Raw genomic sequence first — 16,435 nt, forward strand, 5'->3', positions numbered from 1 at the left:
CAAGGATCCAAAAAGACAACACCTGTCCCCTACATATACCCGTCTCGTCGCAATGTTTCAAGCCCACCGCCATCGTCTTTGTCCTGTGCTCGCCCTGAACGTTCGGCAATATTTTTTAACTTCCCGCTCTTAAGTTCAATAATGATCTCTCCTACATTACGGGACTCAGAATCAATAGGGTATGTACACGGATAGCATCCCAGCGAACGGAATCTTTTCCCATCGCCATGGTTATAGTAGAGTGACACGGTCGGTATATTTTCTCTTTCTATATATTCCCAAATATTCAGTTCCGTCCAGTCTAAAAGTGGATGGATACGCACGTGAGTCCCCGCTTTGAAATCAGTTTTGAACTGGCTCCAGAATTCGGGGGGCTGATCTCCCACATCCCAAAGATTCTCTTTATCGCGGGGAGAAAAGTATCTTTCCTTTGAGCGGGAGCCTTCCTCGTCCGACCTGACGCCTACTATGATTCCGGTGAAAGCTTCGGTGTTTCTATCAAGCTCATAATCACCTTTTTTATGGTTAAACCTGTAGCGTCTCCCTTCTCCGATTATGGTGCTCTTCAAGGCTTCAGTTTTCAGCAGACGACAGCACGTAATTCTATCTACGTTTCCATCGGGAAATGTCTGTTTTTCCGCAATAGCAGCCTCATTGACCCCGTAGATCATATTGAGTTTCCAATCTTTCGTGAGCCAATCGCGGTACTTTATCATCTCGGGTATTTTGTAGTGTGTATCAATATGGATCAACGGAAAAGGGACATGCCCAAAGAATGCCTTGCGCGTCAGCCACAACAGAACCGTACTGTCCTTTCCGATTGACCAGAGCATCCCCAGGCTTTTAAAGTTCGCATAAGCCTCTCGAAGGATGTGGACACTCAGATTTTCAAGCTGTTGAAGATGGTCCATCATGTTTTCCTTAACGGTGAGATACAGCCGTTTTTTTCAAGATATACTAGAATCTTCGCCACACTCTCTTTCACCTTCATTTTGTCGGTTTCCACTGTAATTTCGGGGTTAACCGGTTCCTCATATACATCACCTAAACCCGTAAAGTTAGATATAAGCCCTTGTTTTGCTTTTCTATACAACCCCTTGACATCTCTTTGCTCACACACATCAAAAGGACATTTCACATATATCTCAACAAATTCTTCCTTCCCAACAATGTCTCTGGCGGCACCCCTATCCTTTCTGTAAGGAGAGATGAATGATGTGATAGCCACAACCCCTGCGTCGACAAAAAGTTTGGCCGTCTCGCCGATTCTTCTTATGTTTTCTTCCCTGTCTTCCACAGTGAATCCCAAATCACTGTTCAGGCCGGTTCTTATATTATCGCCATCCAGAACGTATGCACTGACATTCCGGTGGAACAGCTCTTCTTCCAGTCTGTAAGCCAACGTAGACTTCCCCGACCCGGAGAGGCCCGTGAACCACACAATCAGTGAGCTATGTCCGTTGCGCCTGCGTCTATCCGGCTTAGTTATAATTCCTTCATAAGTCGTTAGATACCGCTCGATGATCGTCTATCCTTAAAACTAATTCTCTTAAAATAAAGATGGGTTTTCTTTTCTCGACTCTAAACCATATACGTAAGCTACCGCCCTTGTACCATAAAAGTAGATATCCCCTCGTGTAGATAATCGATATTAAATTATACATTAACTTCCCAAACAGTGCAAGTTCGGAATACCCTCCACCAACCGCGCTTTCTCTCCTAGCAGGCTGGTCTTAAACGGACCTCTCTTATTCGCTTTCCTTTTGCCGCTTCTATCTCCAAAGGCGCAAGTTCCATGACGTTATGGATAAGATTTTCAGGCGGTTATGATGATGGCGGTTTCTATCTATCGGCGGGCCGCGGTAAGACTCAAAGGAAGGGTCATCTAGGATTCTCTTCCCGATACCTGCCAGAGAAGAAGACCCTTTGGGACACAGTGGATGCCAGAGTGTACATCATGCGTGGGAAATACAGAGCATACTCAGTTACCCGAGAAAGCCGTCAAAAATAGGAAGACCGCCGCTGGGATGGGATTCAAGAAAGTACAAAAAATACCTCGACAGGAAGAAATCTGAGAAGGAAGAAGCGTCCTCTGGGTGCGAAGCTCCGCCTCGCACATTGCCGAGGGAGACGGCTAACCGGCTAACCCTTGCCTTCTATCTGCGGAGGAGCTGTCTTAGTCGCTTCATATCGTCCCATGCCTCCTTTATGTGGCTACCATTGCGGAGCAGGAAAGAGGGGTGGTACGTGGGCAGAAGAGGTGTGCCTTTATAATTCGTCAATATCCCCCTTATCCTGGTAATCCGCTCATCGGTATGAAATAGAGTATTATAGGCATGTCTTCCAAGGGTGCAGATTACCTTGGGATTAATGATTTCCAGCTGAGTCTGGAGATAACCCGCGCATGCCGCCACTTCGTCTGGTTCCGGGTCTCTGTTGTGTGGCGGCCTGCATTTCAGGACATTGCAGATATAGACTTCGTTCCGTCGTAAGCCTATTCTCTCGATCAGCCGGTCGAGAAGTTTGCCCGCCCGGCCCACAAACGGCCTCCCCTGAAGGTCCTCTTCCTCTCCCGGAGCCTCGCCCACGAACACCAAGCGCGCCTTGCTGTCACCTTCACCGAAAACTACATGTTTTCTGGTATCCGCAAGGGGACATTTCACGCATTCCCTTGCCTCGCGTTGTATCGTGGGCAAACTCGCATCATGCTCTCTGTTGAAAACATAGGTGTCAATATCCATACCCTTCAGGGCCATCAGATATCTCTTTGCCTCAAGCCTGTCCATCAGTCTATGAATCTGTACGGTATAGTCTTAAGCCTCTTTTCGCTCTCAAGGACGAATGCAGCTTGCAACATGCGGGCTTCATCAAGGGGTTTCCCTATGATCTGCAAGCCCACAGGCAAGCCGGCTCCGTCGAATCCGCACGGAACGGACATGCCGGGCAGACCGGCAAGATTGACAGGTATAGTAAAGATGTCCGACAGATACATTTGGAGCGGGTCTTCCACCTTCTCCCCAATCTTGAATGCCGTTGTCGGGGAGACCGGGGTCACGATTATATCGCATTTCTCGAAGGCATGCTCAAAATCCTTTCTTATGAGCGTTCTCACCTTCCCGGCTTTACCGTAGTATGCTTCGTAGTAGCCTGATGACAGCACATAGGTCCCGAGAATGATCCGTCTTTTTACTTCCTTACCGAATCCATTCATTCTCGTCTTCTTGTACATATCAATAATATCCTTGCCTTCCACCCTCATACCGTACTTGACGCCATCGTATCGCGCAAGATTCGACGAAGCTTCGGCGGTACAGATAATATAATAGGTTGCAACCGCATACTCCGTGTGAGGCAGCGATATGTCGACGAGGGTCGCCCCCTGCTTCTCAAACAGCTCAATAGCAGCCTCTACCGACTCTTTCACGTCTGGTTCCGTGCCTTCGATAAAATATTCCTTCGGTATCCCAATCCTCATCCCTTTGATATCTCTGCCAAGAAATGAGGTGTAATCAGGAACCGGTTGGGGAATAGATGTAGAATCCATAGGGTCGTAGCCTGCAATGGCACCCAACACCACGGCCGTATCAGTCACATTTCTTGCAATGGGCCCTATCTGATCAAGAGAAGATGCAAAAGCGACGAGTCCGTACCTCGACACCCTGCCGTAGGTGGGTTTCATGCCCACCATCCCGCAGAGTCCTGCCGGCTGCCGGATGGAACCGCCCGTATCCGTCCCAAGGCTTGCCGCGCAGAGTCCTGCCGCCACTGCCGCTGCGGAACCTCCGCTTGATCCGCCTGGAATGCGATCGGTGTCCCACGGGTTCCTAGTGGTCTGGAACGAGGAGTTCTCAGTAGACGAACCCATGGCAAATTCGTCCATATTGACTCTTCCAAGATGTACGAAATGTTCTTCCTTCAGCTTCTTTATTATTGTCGAATCATAAGGTGCAATGAAACCTTCCAACATCCGGGACGCGCAGGTCGTCTCCAACCCTTTCGCACAGAATATGTCTTTAATACCGAAAGGAATTCCGAGAAGAGGTCCGTCCTCTCCGGCCCTGATTCTTCGGTCTGCATCGGCCGCCATTTCCATGGCAATCTCTTCCGTCAGCCTGAGATATGCCTGGACCGAGCGATCGTACTTCTTTGCTCTGTCCAGATAAAACTGCGTCAGCTCAACGGACGAAATACCACCGGTTTTCAGCAACTCTCTCATTTCCACTATATTCATAGTGAGGATTTTTTCCATTTCATCTCCTTAAAAGCGGTCGTTAGCGACAACATGGTCGTCAAACGACTGTCCTAATCTACCTCAATCACTGGCGGGACCTTGAAGAAATTACCTTTTCTGTCCGGTGCATTCATGACGGAGTCTTCTATGGTTATGGAATCCTTTTTCACGTCCTCCCTCGGGACACATGTCACCGGGACTGCACGACTAGTAGGCTCTATACCCTCGGTGTTCAGACTATTCAGTCTATCCATGTGCTCAAGTATCCGGTCCAGCTGAGATGTGTAAAGGTCAATCTCGACAGGCTCAAGTTTAAGTCTGCCGAGATGGGCCACATACTCAACCACGTCTTTATTTATCTTCATTCAGTCTCTCCTTTTCTACACCCATTAACCCTTCAGACAGTCCATATGGCCCAAGCCACCAGGAAAATCACCCACGCTCGGTGCCTGCCTTAATAATATCTACCGTATTACAATATCTGCAAGATTACGATTAATATCCTGCTTACACCCTTTTCTACCATAATTTTCGCCACATTTACCACAGATTACATGGACAGGGCCGCAATCACGTCATGGCATTACATCCTTCAATGTAAAAGTCGTGTATGTCCCATGATTTCAAACCACTCAACAACACATCTCTCCGGTATATAATGTCCACGAATTTGCCTTTTTCAGTCACGGTCATGCATGCAATATTGAAAAAATAGAACTTGTTCACCATAACTGAAAGCGTTTCAGAAGCATGACAATCACCGCATCCATGTTAATAAAAATTCATCAATCTTCACGGATATAGTCCCTCACGATTATGGGGGGGGACATATCAGATGCACTCTCTCTTTGCCCGTTCTCCATCGCTTTGCCGTTTTGTTTAAGAAAAGAATCCAGTACCGAAAATTCAACGGCATCTAGTCATCCGACAATCCTTCCAGCACCGTTTTATTTACAATCAGTTTCTCCTTTTTCTCTTGGAAATCATGATACTGGGTTTTATTTTTCGCTATCACTTCCTCGGGGGCCTTTTCTCTGAAAGATTGATTATTGAGCTTCTTGAATAATTTTTCCATCTCTACGTCGGTCTTCGCAAGCTCCTTTTCGATCCTGCCCAGTTCCTTTGAAACGTCTATCACCCCTTTGAGCGGTACAAAGATTTCCACTCCTTTATAAAGGCCGATGGCGGCTTGAGAGGGGGCGTCGCCGTCAGTGAAACTGAGGTCCTCTATTTTCGCGAGTTCTTTTATATAATATCCGTATTCCTCAAGGAGAGGTCTATCTCCGGCGGCCTTTATCACTGCAGCAACCTTGACGTGTGGCGGGATTCCCGTCTCACCCCTTATGTTCCTCACGGAGTCGATGACTCCCATGATCATATCCATCCCTTCTTCGCTCTCATCGTCAATCTCATTCTCGTCTCCCTTAGGAAACAGGGAGATCATGATGCTTTTCGCATCCCGCGCAGGAAGCCGCATATATAGTTCCTCAGTGACAAAAGGCATAATTGGATGGAGGAGCTTCAATATATCCGAGAGCGTCCGACAAAGAGTCTCTCTTGTTTTTCCATCGTCGAAGCCAATTGCCTTGCCATAGAGATTTGGCTTGATAAACTCCAGGTACCAATCGCAGAATTCATGCCACACAAAGGTGTAGAGGATGGTCGCCGCATCGTTAAATCTGTATGTATTGATGCTCTCAGCCACCTCCCGCGCTACCTTCGCGGCCCTGGAACGGATCCACCGGTCCGGCAGGTATCGCGATTTCTCGCTATGGATGGCTGGCTCCAGGCCCTCAATAAACGTGAAAGCCAGCTTGGAGGCGTTCCAGATCTTGTTGACGAAGTTCCGCGAGCCTTCAATCCGCTCCTCGGAAAGAAGAATGTCTCTCCCCTGGGCTGCAAGCATGGTGAGGGAAAATCGGAACGCATCGGTACCGTATTGCTCAATCATTACAAGGGGATCAATTACATTTCCCTTGGATTTACTCATCTTCTTTCCTTCCGCGTCTCTCACAAGGGCATGGATGTAGACCTCTCTGAAAGGCACATCTCCCATGAAACGGATGCCCATCATGATCATCCTGGCCACCCAGAAGAAGAGTATGTCAAAACCCGTGATGAGAAGGGACGTGGGATAGAACGTCTTCAAATCATCCGTCTTTTCTGGCCAGCCGAGGGTAGTGAACGGCCAGAGACCGGAAGAAAACCAGGTATCAAGAACGTCTGACTCCTGTCTCAGTTTTCCCCCGCACTCTTTGCATTCCGTAATATCATCCACGGATACATACATTTTATTGCAGACATCGCAGTACCAGACCGGTATTCTGTGACCCCACCATATCTGTCTCGATACGCACCAGTCGCGGATATTTTCCATCCATTCAAAATAGACTTTCTCCCACATCTCGGGGATGATTCTCACCCGGTGTGTCCTCACCGCCTCAATAGCGGGTTCCGCGAGCGGCTTCATCTTCAGGAACCACTGTAACGACAAAGTGGGCTCAACTACCGTCTTACACCGATAACACCTTCCTACGCCAAGGTCATAGGGTTCGATTTTTTCGAGAAGCTTTTTTTCGCGCAACTCCTCTATAATCTTCTCCCTGCACTCGAACCTGTCCATTCCTTTGTAATGGAGGGCAGCCTCATTCATCTTTCCTTTTTCATCGATGACTTTTACGAGTTCAAGGGCACATCTCTTTCCTATCTCAAAGTCATTGAGGTCGTGGGCGGGGGTAACCTTAAGGACACCGGTGCCGAAAGCTGAATCGACGTAGGTGTCGCCAATGATGGGGACCTTTCTCCCCACAATGGGGACCAACACGCATTCCCCCACGTACTTCCCGTAACGCTCGTCATCAGGATTCACCGCGATGGCCGTGTCTCCCAGAAGAGTTTCCGGCCTCGTCGTAGCGACGGTGAGCGTTCCGCTCCCGTCGGCGAGAGGATATTTTATGTAATAAAGAAAACCTTTTGTCTGCTCATGTTCCGCCTCAAGGTCGGAAAGTGCCGTTTCGCAACGCGGACACCAGTTAATAATGTAATCTCCTCTGTAAATGAGACCGGCTTCATATAGTCTTACGAAGACTTCACGGACCGCTTTCGTAAGACCCGCATCCATTGTAAACCGCTCTTTCGACCAGTCGCACGACGCACCGAGCCTCTTAAGTTGTTCGATTATAGCGCCCCCGGACTGAGCCTTCCATTCCCATACTCTTTCGATAAATTTTTCTCTTCCGAGCATATCCCTGGTCATGTCCTCTTTTGCGAGCTCACGCTCAACCACATTCTGCGTGGCGATTCCGGCATGGTCCATTCCTGGGACCCATAGGGCATTGAAACCCGCCATTCTTTTGAACCGCGTGACGATGTCTTGCAACGTGTTGTTGAGCGCATGACCCATATGAAGCGAGCCCGTCACGTTGGGTGGGGGTATTACTATGGAAAATGGCGGTTTATCAGAGACACTTTCCGCCTTGAAATATTCCTTATCGGTCCACACTTTATACCACTCTTTTTCGATTTTATGCGGGTCATAAACCTTATCCATCATATCCTTCGACTCCTCAGATTCAGATTATTGATTTCAGGGGTCAAGTCTTTATTCTTGACAAAATTTTAAAGAATAAAGACTTGACCCCTTTTAGCTACATGGGTATCTTCCACGGCATGGGAAGAAAAATCCTCTCAAAAAGATTGAATGCATACCGGTCGGTCATACTTGCCACGAAATCGCATACACACTCCTCAGGCTCATCATAATACTCTTTCCGTTCTGTTTCCTTAAGGAACACATCCGGGTTATCCAGAAAATAACCGTAGAGGTCATGTATGATCTTGGCGCACTTGATAAAATCGCCGTGGACCACGCTGTTGTCATACACATATTCGTAAAGAAAGCTCCTCAGTTTCCTTATATGGTAATCAAGCTCGGCACTGATCTTTAGATCGGAACCTCCTGCTTCCATGGTAGCCGTCAGCACCCCCCGCACCATGGTATCAATCCTGTCCGAGTTGCTACGTCCGAGGTAGTCCACGCATTCCCTCGGCAGATCGGACTCTGTGATGACGCCTCCTCTGGTTGCGTCGTCAATGTCATGGTTAATATAGGCAATAATATCGGCAATCCTCACCACTTCCGCTTCTTTTGTAAGAGGCCTGTCTTTATCGTCTTTAAGGACGATCTCGCCCTTTCCTTTCGAATGTTTCAGAATCCCATCCCTCACTTCCATGGTCAGGTTCAAACCCCGGCCATCTCTCTCCAGGATATCGACAGCCCGAAGACTCTGCTCATAATGAGTGAACCCTCCTGGGTGTATCCTCGCAAGAGTGTCCTCTCCCGCATGACCGAAAGGCGTATGCCCCAGATCGTGCCCCAGCGTAATTGCTTCCACAAGGTCCTCGTTGAGCGAAAGGACTTTCGCAATAGTCCTTGCGATCTGAGATACCTCAAGGGTATGGGTAAGCCTGGTTCTGTAGTGATCACTTGCTGGGGAAAGAAAAACTTGCGTCTTGTGTTTCAACCTTCTGAAGGATTTGCTATGGGTTATCCGGTCTCTGTCATGCTGAAAAGCTGGCCTGATGTCACATTCCCGCTCCTCTTTCAGTCTGCCCCTGGATTTACTGCTCCTCTGGGCAAAGGGAGCTAGTATCAGTTCCTCTCTATTCTCCAGTCTCTCTCTGATATTCATTCTACAATCCGAAAGCAAAACTCCGGACACGACATTGATCCCAGTCTGGTCTTTCGTTGTAATTTATCATAATCATACGGCTATTTCAACTTTCATATATCCGTCTCAAAATTTAGCTTGGCAGGTCCTTAAATTATAGTTAGCCTATATGATAAGATCTGGAGTGACCAGAGTCGAAAATGGGGAAGAATCCCATAATCATCGGAGCAGTCATTATGATCGCCATACTTACAGTCTTCTTTGAGGGTCACGGCGCCGTCCATCCCGTACACGTCTATGCATTTCAGAGATATGTGATGGGATGAGGGCACTTTACCGGAAATGCGTCTATTCCCTTAACCAATCATCATTGAGGTATATACCAACTACCCGAAAAAGACGGTTCTTTGTCCTAGGGCTCAGGCTTTCTTTCTATCGTAGAACGCTCCGACCTTTGGTTGGGGCGCGCGGGAGGATGTGAGGATAACGACCAACGACATTCTGCTACTGCCTTTTCGATCGTCTCCACCAGTCCCTCTATCCCTTCCTTCTTCAGACATGATATGGAGACAGCCTTGTAGCGCTCTTCAACGAGTCGGATGAAACTGGAGTCCATCTTGTCAGTTTTATTGAACACGGTGAGTTTTGGCTTATCGGCAAGATCAAGGGTGGAAACAATATTATCCACAACTTCCATTCTTTCCTCGAAATCGGGCACGCTCACATCAACGAGGTGCAACAGAAGGTAGGCATCCTTTAATTCTTCAAGGGTCGCCATGAATGCTCTGACCAGCACCTGAGGCAGGCCTTTTATAAAGCCCACCGTGTCGGTAACGATAATATTCTTTCGTTCTGGATATTTTATCAGCCTTGTGGTTGGATTCAAAGTACTGAAAGGTTTATCCTCCGCCTCCACTCTGCTTTTGGTGAGCAGGTTGAGAAGGCTTGATTTCCCCGAATTGGTGTAGCCCACTATGGAAACGATAGGGGTGCCTGAAGCCTTCCTTTTCTTCCTTTTCTTTTCCCGAATCTTCATGACCTCCGAGAGTCGTCTTTCGAGAAAACCAAGTCTATCCGTTATGCGTCTCCGGTCAACTTCGAGTTTCGTCTCTCCAGGGCCCCGTCCGCCGATACCACCCATGAGACGGGACAACGCGGTACCCTTTCCTGCCAACCGCGGGAGGATGTACCGGAGTTGGGCCAGCTCAACCTGAATTTTTGCCTCCGTGGTCTCGGCCCTTCCTGCGAAAATGTCAAGAATAAGCTGATTCCTGTCGATAACCTTGAGTTCCGTGAGGGCAGATATGTTCTTAATCTGTCCTGGAGACAGCTCCTCGTCGAATACGATGAGATCCACTCCTAACTGCTGGCAGCGCATGAGGACCTCCTCTAACTTGCCTTTCCCTATGAGGTATTGGGTACTCAGTTCCTTAGGTCTCTGTACGATGGCGTCGAGGGCGGTAATACCGGCGGAATAGCAGAGGTCCTTCATCTCTTGGATGTATTCATCCACATCTTTTTCGGTCTTGGGAGGGACAACGGAGACAAGGATACACTTTTCCCGGTCGTCTTCTACCAGGTAATACCTTCCCCGTGCTTTCGTGAATTCGTTTTCAAGCTCCGTGATGAATCGGATAAAATCTATATCCAGTTCCTGGAGGGGGGCAGGGCCTATGAAATCCCAGACCTTACCCGACTTGTTCTCTGGTATGAGGTACCCTATGTGAACCGTTTCAGTCGCTTCTCTCCTTCTCTCCGTGATGGAAGCAATGAGATCAAGCTGGAGGATGGCCAAGTCCGTGAGATCTTCTTTCGAGAGGAGCTCTCCGTTCAAATGGGTATGGATGAGCCTCAAACCCTTGAACCTGGCCCTGCCCACACGCTCGCCTGCAAGGAGAGGTATGCGAAGGCGCGTCCTGTCGCCTACAATCACGTACTCAATAACACCCCTACGGTTAATAAGGAGCCCGATCTGCCGTCCTATATCTGTCGAAATCTGCATTATGTTCCGTGCAGTATCAAAAGGCACGACACTGACCGGCTCTACTTTGCGCTGATAAAGTTTAAGGAGTCTTCGTTTTGCGAGGTAATCAAGGCCCTGGGTATTTCCGTAGATGTCTATAGCGCAACCCCTGTTTCTCTCAGAAAGCAACTGGGCATCCTATACGCTCCGCCCTTCTCCACAGTCACGCACTGACAAGAAAGTCTCTATCAATCTCCATTCGGGCGCAGTAATTTATGCCGTCAAGGAGTATGGTAACTCGCTCTTTTCCGTCCAGTTCCTTCTCGAAAATACCGCTCAGATTCTTGAATGGCCCATCTTTTATGAAGATCCGTTCGCCTTCTTGAAACTTTCTTTGTTCCACGGTCACAATCCCTGCTTCAAGTTTTGATCTGATGAATTCAATAAGCTCGTCTTGAATGGGGACGATGCAACCGCCAAAACTCACTATGGATTTGATTCCCCTCGTATACTTGACAAGGCGGAATTCATCGACGGGGTGGAACTTCACGAATATATAACCGGGAAACATGGGTTCAATCACGCTTACGAACTGCCCTTCCCTGAATTTGCGGAGCCTGAGTTTAGGCGCCAGAACCTCTATGCTGCCATGCTGCAGGTTATTGGCCGCCCGGTCTTCGTTTCTCGGTTTCGTCGTAACCACATACCATTTCCTCATATATCTATTATCGGTCAAAAACATCCTATTTGCAACCCTCTTCTCCTGCCACTCTCCTCCCTCTCCTCTCTCCTGGCCGTCTATCTCGGTATCTCCAATCAATATCAAATGCAGATACTCCACTGTTTCGGCCCTGAAAAGCTGCTTTACAAGGGCTAATCTGCTATAATAAGTACAAAATTGAGGAGTTCACCTATGATGAACGAAGAAAATGACCTGACACGCCAGAATGAAAAGGTAATACTAGCCTTGATCGGTTCTCCGCGCAAACTCGGCAACTGCGAAGTGCTGGTAAAGGAAATATCGGAACGCCTTGAAACGGCCCATGTACTGAAATTGATCCGTATGCCCCCTCTCAATATCAGGTCCTGTAGCGCCTGTTATGGGTGTATAATGGACCAAGTATGTCCCCAAAAAGACGACATGAATTTTCTTCTCGACCATATCGCGGAAGCGGATGGCTACATCATAGCATCCCCCGTCTATTTCCTCGGCGCCCACAGCATATTTAAGCGAATATTAGATCGTGGTTTTCTTCTTTATAATATCCTCGAGAGCACTTATGGCAAGCCCTGTATCCTTCTCAATTTGTACGGCATGGAAGAACGGATCGGAGCCGCGCCTCATACCCTCATGACTCTTGCGTCTTTTCTGGGGCTCAGAATAAAGGCAAGCGTCAACGTGAAAGCCGCGTTGCCTGGGGAAGTCCTCCTTGATAAGAAGATTGCGTTAAAGGCAAGGAAACTGGCCAATGACCTTTTCTCTGAAGCTAAAGAGAGACACGCTCACGGCTGCCCCTTTTGCGGGTGTGAGATCGTGAGAATGGATAAGAAGGAATTCTGCTGCACCCTCTGCCACGGCAGGTTTATGATCGGGCCGTCCGGAAAGCCGATCCGGGTAAGAGAAGGAAAGATCTTTGGAGCCCCGGAATATATGCTCCTCCATAAAACCTGGCTGAGCGGTATGAAGCAGGAATTCCTCAAAACAAAAAAAGAAATTCTCAGGACAACTCTCCCCTACAAAGACACAGGCGAATGGATCGTACCCTGAAAACCTCAGGTCCCGCAGACGCGAGTGACGCCGGTATCTATCATTTTTTTAATTATCTCGTTATTTTATAAGATAGGCTTATAATAAGGGTCTTGACTTTTCCAAGCTGAACTTAAAAAAAGCTGTAAAAGAGACAAGAAAAAATGTCACGAGGGTTTAAGTTTAAAATAAATATCAGGCGAGCTTACGGCAACGGAAATCGACGAGGAGCTTAATAAGGAATATCTTTAAGTGGGAAAAGTAGATTCGCCAGCTTCCACATATCGACGATTCATTGAGCAAGTTCAGGTAATAGCGGCCAAATCCATATAGAAGGAAGAGGGTATTCGCCGAGAAGGTAAAGGAATACATAAGATAGCTCTACAAACGTTCGGAGAGGCGCTGCTTTACTTTTTTCCCCAATGCTTAATCTGACGCCCCCTTCTTTATTAGGTTGTCTTCTTGTATCCGATCATCTTTTCCTTGATACCCATTGTAGGGGCGTCCGGAAAAATCTGCAAGCGGTACCTTTGCCAAAACACGTCCCTCCCTTAAGCCAGTCCTCTTTGAGACATATGCCGGCTTGGCAGAACTCACGTAAAGATAGTTCTTTGCCTTACAGAGAGGCTGTTCTTTCTGTCATAGAGCGCAGTTCGCAAGATCACCGACATAGAACGTTATCCGTTTTAAGTCTCAATCTTATTTTTTATAGCATCGCCCGCCCGGAGCAGGGGAGCAAAAGCATGGAGGGGTTTTAATAAATGGGCTCGGGCTCGCATCCTTACACCCGACACAACTCCTTGGATAAGAAGCTGCTCCTTACGTTCAATCACAAAAGCTCTTGTTTTAATTCCTGATCACTTTTTCCCATATGGTCATCCATATCATTCCTCCTTTATCGTATTGTATGTATTGGAGGAATGTCAGATCAGGTTTATGGTAGGGTTCCTGGTGACACAAAAGAATTGACATTACCTACGGCGTCGATTAGCTTGACATTTATTCCTGCCTACAATAATCTTTCTCCATGAAAAACCTCTCCATCGGCATGTTCGACTCCGGTATCGGCGGACTAACCGTCCTCAAGGAAGTACGCTCCCTGCTGCCGGCCGAACACATACTCTACTTGGGCGACACTGCCCGCGTACCCTATGGCGGGAAGTCCCCTGAGACCATCACCCGCTACGCCTTGGAAAGCGCCATATTCCTTCTCACTAAGGGGATTAAGATCCTCGTCATCGCTTGCAACACCTCCTCGGCCTTGGCGCTTGACATCCTCAAACGCAAGTTCCCTATCCCCGTACTTGGCGTGATTGATCCAAGCGCCCGCGAAGCCGTCGCTTCCACCCGCTCCAAACGGGTAGGCATCATAGGGACCAGAGCCACCGTCCAGAGTAGCGCTTATGAAAAGGCCATCACCCGCCACGACCCCGACATCTCCGTCTTCTCCAAACCTTGCCCCCTTTTTGTGCCCATCGTGGAGGAGGGGCTTGAAAGCGACAAGGTAGCCGAGATCATGTCGCAGAAATATCTCCGAGAGATGAAGGCCTCCCGCATTGATACACTCGTCATGGGTTGCACACACTATCCCATCCTTGAAAACCTGATCAGAAAGACCATGGGGAACGGTGTCACCATCATCAATACTGGTCGGGAAACCGCAAAGGACGTGAAATATACCCTTGAAAAGCAGGGGATCATTAACAACTCGGGGAAAGGTGGCTCGGAATACTTTGTCACCGATTCCCCCGGCGCATTCAAGGAGATAGGCAGCAGGTTCCTGGGTGTTGAGATTGAGCGTGTAAGATTTTTGAAGAGTCTCGACTTCAAAGACTTCCTACTCTCTTCATGATCGTAGAAGTCGCCCTTCCGATCCCCGTGGAGAGACGTTTTTCCTATTCTGTCCCCCCCAAATGGCAACCTCATATGAAACGATTCCTCAGGGTCGCCGTGCCTTTCCGCATGAGGTCTCTGACGGGGTGGGTCACAGAAATAAAAGCCGAAGGGGAACATGGCATCGGACTGAAAGATGTCCTGGCGGTCTCGGATCTCTTTCCTCTCGTGGATGGAACCATGGAGCGCCTCACCTACTGGGCCTCGCAGTATTACATCACCCCCTTGGGGCTTGTGCTGAAACATGCCCTCCCTTCCGGACATGAGATCGAAAAATACCTCTCCGCCCAAATGGATTCCTGTTCCGGGGAACCGCCTATGGCCATGAAAAAAGCTCTTGCCTCCCTCGGCAGAGAGAAAGTCATAAGCCTTCGTAACGCGGGCTCCCTCAGAATGTATAATACCTTTGACGGTAGTCCTTTCGAACCGCTTCCTCCGACCCGGGAAAGCATGCGCTCCGACACACCTGGCAATACACTCTTCCTGGGCGGTATTGAGAGCCGCCTCGAATACTACTCATCCCTCATACGGGACCGCCTGGCAAAAAATGAGAACATACTAATGCTCCTGCCCGACTATCACCAGACGGGGAACTACTTTTCTCGAGCCTTTCTCGAAAAGTTCCCAGGAAAGGTCCTCTGGTATTCTTCCGCCGTCAAAGCAAAAACTAGGATGGAAACCTATTTCAAGGCGCAGAGCGGTGGTGGTTATCTCATACTGGGCACGAGGAACTGCGTCTTCCTTTCAATCTGTGATCTCGGCCTCGTCATAGTGGAACACCAGGAAGAGGATTTTTACAGAAACGAAGAAAACTTCCGATTCAACGCGTCAACCGTCGCGATTGAGAGGGCAAGACTCGTCGGTGTGTCTGCCGTTGTCGGTACCGCATCCCCTTCCACTGAGATCTGGAGGGAAGCGGAAGAAGGCAGGGTTTCTGTGGTGGAGAAGGGCCTTCCTACAAATCGAGGATTCACAGAATCCATACTGGAAAAAAATATCGCCGTTTACGACGGCCTGCCTAAAGAATTAACGGAGACCATTGCTGCGAGGATTCGTGAAAGCCGCCGAATTGCCCTTTATACACCCCGAAAAGACTATGCAAGCTATATTCGATGTTTGGAATGCAAGACGCTTTTTTCCTGCCCGGTGTGTCACGCCGCCTTCAGTTATCGTAAATCCACAAACAGTCTTGTCTGCGCGGCCTGCGGCAGGAAGTCTCCCTATGAAGAAAAGTGCGGCCAATGCGGAAGCGAGCTCATTCGCTTCTCTAGCATAGGCGCCGAGTATTTGGAAGAACACGTTAGACGTCTTTTCCCTCACGTGCCTGTGGCGAGAATTACGGGAGAGACTCCAAAAAAAGAGCTGGATCTCCTGAAGAAAATTCCGGCGGACTCACCCCTCGTGATTGCCGGCACCCAGGCGCTCGCCAACATGTACGGTTTTACCGTGAATACTCTTATCCTCTTGGGGTGGGAAGAATTGAGCAGGATATCGGGCTACAGGGCCCATGAAAAGATGTTCCATATCCTGATCCATTTAATTGATGCTTTAAACCCGGAAGAGGTCCGGTTCTTTATGGAGCGGAAGAGACGAGCCGATCCCTCGCTTTTCCTTGATGTGCGTGAATTTTGCAGGGAAGAACTGGCCAGGAGGAAGGCTGCGGATTTTCCGCCTTACGCGAGGTTCTTCCTGGTGGACGTTAAAAAAAAGAATGAGAAAACGGGCCTCAAGACGGTCAATGGAATAAAGAATATGCTGGCGGAAATCGGTTACACAGGAGGAATTATCGGGCCCCTATTTCAGAAAAGAGAACGGCTTCATTGGAGGATGATCCTGAGCGGCAATGGAGACCCTCTGTATCGGCTGCTTATGGGGCTCTATAATATTCCCGATGTGAGAATTGAAGCCGACCCGCTGTACCTGTAAAGACT

12 protein-coding genes are annotated in these 16,435 nt (G+C 48.6%); 3 read left to right on the plus strand and 9 right to left on the minus strand.

Features of this window, described 5'->3' with window-relative positions:
• Positions 1 to 29: 29 nt before the first annotated feature.
• From LBQ00_01140 to LBQ00_01180, 9 genes are all read right to left on the minus strand, one after another.
• A complete protein-coding gene (locus LBQ00_01140) occupies positions 30 to 914 on the minus strand; it encodes a sulfate adenylyltransferase subunit 2 (protein ID MDR2017480.1) in 885 nt (294 codons plus the stop codon).
• Positions 911 to 1,522 carry an adenylyl-sulfate kinase gene (gene cysC, locus LBQ00_01145; protein MDR2017481.1) on the minus strand — a complete coding sequence of 204 codons (612 nt, stop codon included), beginning with the start codon at positions 1,520 to 1,522 and terminating at the stop codon, positions 911 to 913. The genes LBQ00_01140 and cysC overlap by 4 nt, the downstream gene beginning before the upstream one ends.
• Positions 1,523 to 2,156: 634 nt before the next feature.
• Positions 2,157 to 2,786 (minus strand): uracil-DNA glycosylase, encoded by a 630-nt coding sequence (locus LBQ00_01150; GenBank protein MDR2017482.1) that lies wholly within the window; start codon positions 2,784 to 2,786, stop codon positions 2,157 to 2,159.
• Positions 2,786 to 4,249, minus strand: coding sequence for an Asp-tRNA(Asn)/Glu-tRNA(Gln) amidotransferase subunit GatA (gene gatA, locus LBQ00_01155; GenBank protein MDR2017483.1), 1,464 nt, complete (start codon positions 4,247 to 4,249; stop codon positions 2,786 to 2,788). The genes LBQ00_01150 and gatA overlap by 1 nt, the downstream gene beginning before the upstream one ends.
• A 53-nt stretch (positions 4,250 to 4,302) precedes the next feature.
• Positions 4,303 to 4,596: an Asp-tRNA(Asn)/Glu-tRNA(Gln) amidotransferase subunit GatC gene (gene gatC, locus LBQ00_01160; protein ID MDR2017484.1), complete on the minus strand. Its 294-nt coding sequence runs from the start codon at positions 4,594 to 4,596 to the stop codon at positions 4,303 to 4,305.
• 551 nt (positions 4,597 to 5,147) lie between these two features.
• Positions 5,148 to 7,784 (minus strand): valine--tRNA ligase, encoded by a 2,637-nt coding sequence (locus LBQ00_01165; GenBank protein MDR2017485.1) that lies wholly within the window; start codon positions 7,782 to 7,784, stop codon positions 5,148 to 5,150.
• A gap of 94 nt (positions 7,785 to 7,878) precedes the next feature.
• Entirely contained in the window at positions 7,879 to 8,922 is a 1,044-nt protein-coding gene (locus tag LBQ00_01170; protein ID MDR2017486.1) for a deoxyguanosinetriphosphate triphosphohydrolase, read from the minus strand.
• A gap of 391 nt (positions 8,923 to 9,313) precedes the next feature.
• A complete protein-coding gene (hflX, locus tag LBQ00_01175) occupies positions 9,314 to 11,053 on the minus strand; it encodes a GTPase HflX (protein ID MDR2017487.1) in 1,740 nt (579 codons plus the stop codon).
• Between the two features lie 34 nt (positions 11,054 to 11,087).
• Positions 11,088 to 11,690: a hypothetical protein gene (locus LBQ00_01180; protein ID MDR2017488.1), complete on the minus strand. Its 603-nt coding sequence runs from the start codon at positions 11,688 to 11,690 to the stop codon at positions 11,088 to 11,090.
• Between the two features lie 87 nt (positions 11,691 to 11,777).
• On the opposite strand from LBQ00_01180, the gene LBQ00_01185 reads away from it, so the two are divergent.
• The 3 genes from LBQ00_01185 (at position 11,778) to LBQ00_01195 (ending at position 16,430) form a co-directional block, all read left to right on the plus strand.
• The gene (locus tag LBQ00_01185; protein MDR2017489.1) at positions 11,778 to 12,632 is read left to right on the plus strand and encodes a flavodoxin family protein; all 855 of its coding nucleotides are present in this window, start codon (positions 11,778 to 11,780) and stop codon (positions 12,630 to 12,632) included.
• A gap of 1,006 nt (positions 12,633 to 13,638) precedes the next feature.
• Positions 13,639 to 14,463: a glutamate racemase gene (murI, locus tag LBQ00_01190; protein ID MDR2017490.1), complete on the plus strand. Its 825-nt coding sequence runs from the start codon at positions 13,639 to 13,641 to the stop codon at positions 14,461 to 14,463.
• Positions 14,460 to 16,430 carry a hypothetical protein gene (locus LBQ00_01195; protein ID MDR2017491.1) on the plus strand — a complete coding sequence of 657 codons (1,971 nt, stop codon included), beginning with the start codon at positions 14,460 to 14,462 and terminating at the stop codon, positions 16,428 to 16,430. The genes murI and LBQ00_01195 overlap by 4 nt, the downstream gene beginning before the upstream one ends.
• Positions 16,431 to 16,435: the final 5 nt, after the last annotated feature.

The organism is Syntrophobacterales bacterium (genome assembly GCA_031274925.1).
Classification (GTDB): domain Bacteria; phylum Desulfobacterota; class Syntrophorhabdia; order Syntrophorhabdales; family Syntrophorhabdaceae; genus PNOM01.

Excerpts from the sequence above, each read along its gene's own strand:
- LBQ00_01185 (MDR2017489.1), top strand. The coding sequence starts at position 11,778 with ATGATGAACGAAGAAAATGACCTGACACGCCAGAATGAAAAGGTAATA.
- gatC (MDR2017484.1), bottom strand. The coding sequence starts at position 4,596 with ATGAAGATAAATAAAGACGTGGTTGAGTATGTGGCCCATCTCGGCAGA.
- LBQ00_01170 (MDR2017486.1), bottom strand. The coding sequence starts at position 8,922 with ATGAATATCAGAGAGAGACTGGAGAATAGAGAGGAACTGATACTAGCT.
- LBQ00_01150 (MDR2017482.1), bottom strand. The coding sequence starts at position 2,786 with ATGGACAGGCTTGAGGCAAAGAGATATCTGATGGCCCTGAAGGGTATG.
- murI (MDR2017490.1), top strand. The coding sequence starts at position 13,639 with ATGAAAAACCTCTCCATCGGCATGTTCGACTCCGGTATCGGCGGACTA.
- LBQ00_01195 (MDR2017491.1), top strand. The coding sequence starts at position 14,460 with ATGATCGTAGAAGTCGCCCTTCCGATCCCCGTGGAGAGACGTTTTTCC.
- gatA (MDR2017483.1), bottom strand. The coding sequence starts at position 4,249 with ATGGAAAAAATCCTCACTATGAATATAGTGGAAATGAGAGAGTTGCTG.
- LBQ00_01165 (MDR2017485.1), bottom strand. The coding sequence starts at position 7,784 with ATGATGGATAAGGTTTATGACCCGCATAAAATCGAAAAAGAGTGGTAT.
- LBQ00_01140 (MDR2017480.1), bottom strand. The coding sequence starts at position 914 with ATGATGGACCATCTTCAACAGCTTGAAAATCTGAGTGTCCACATCCTT.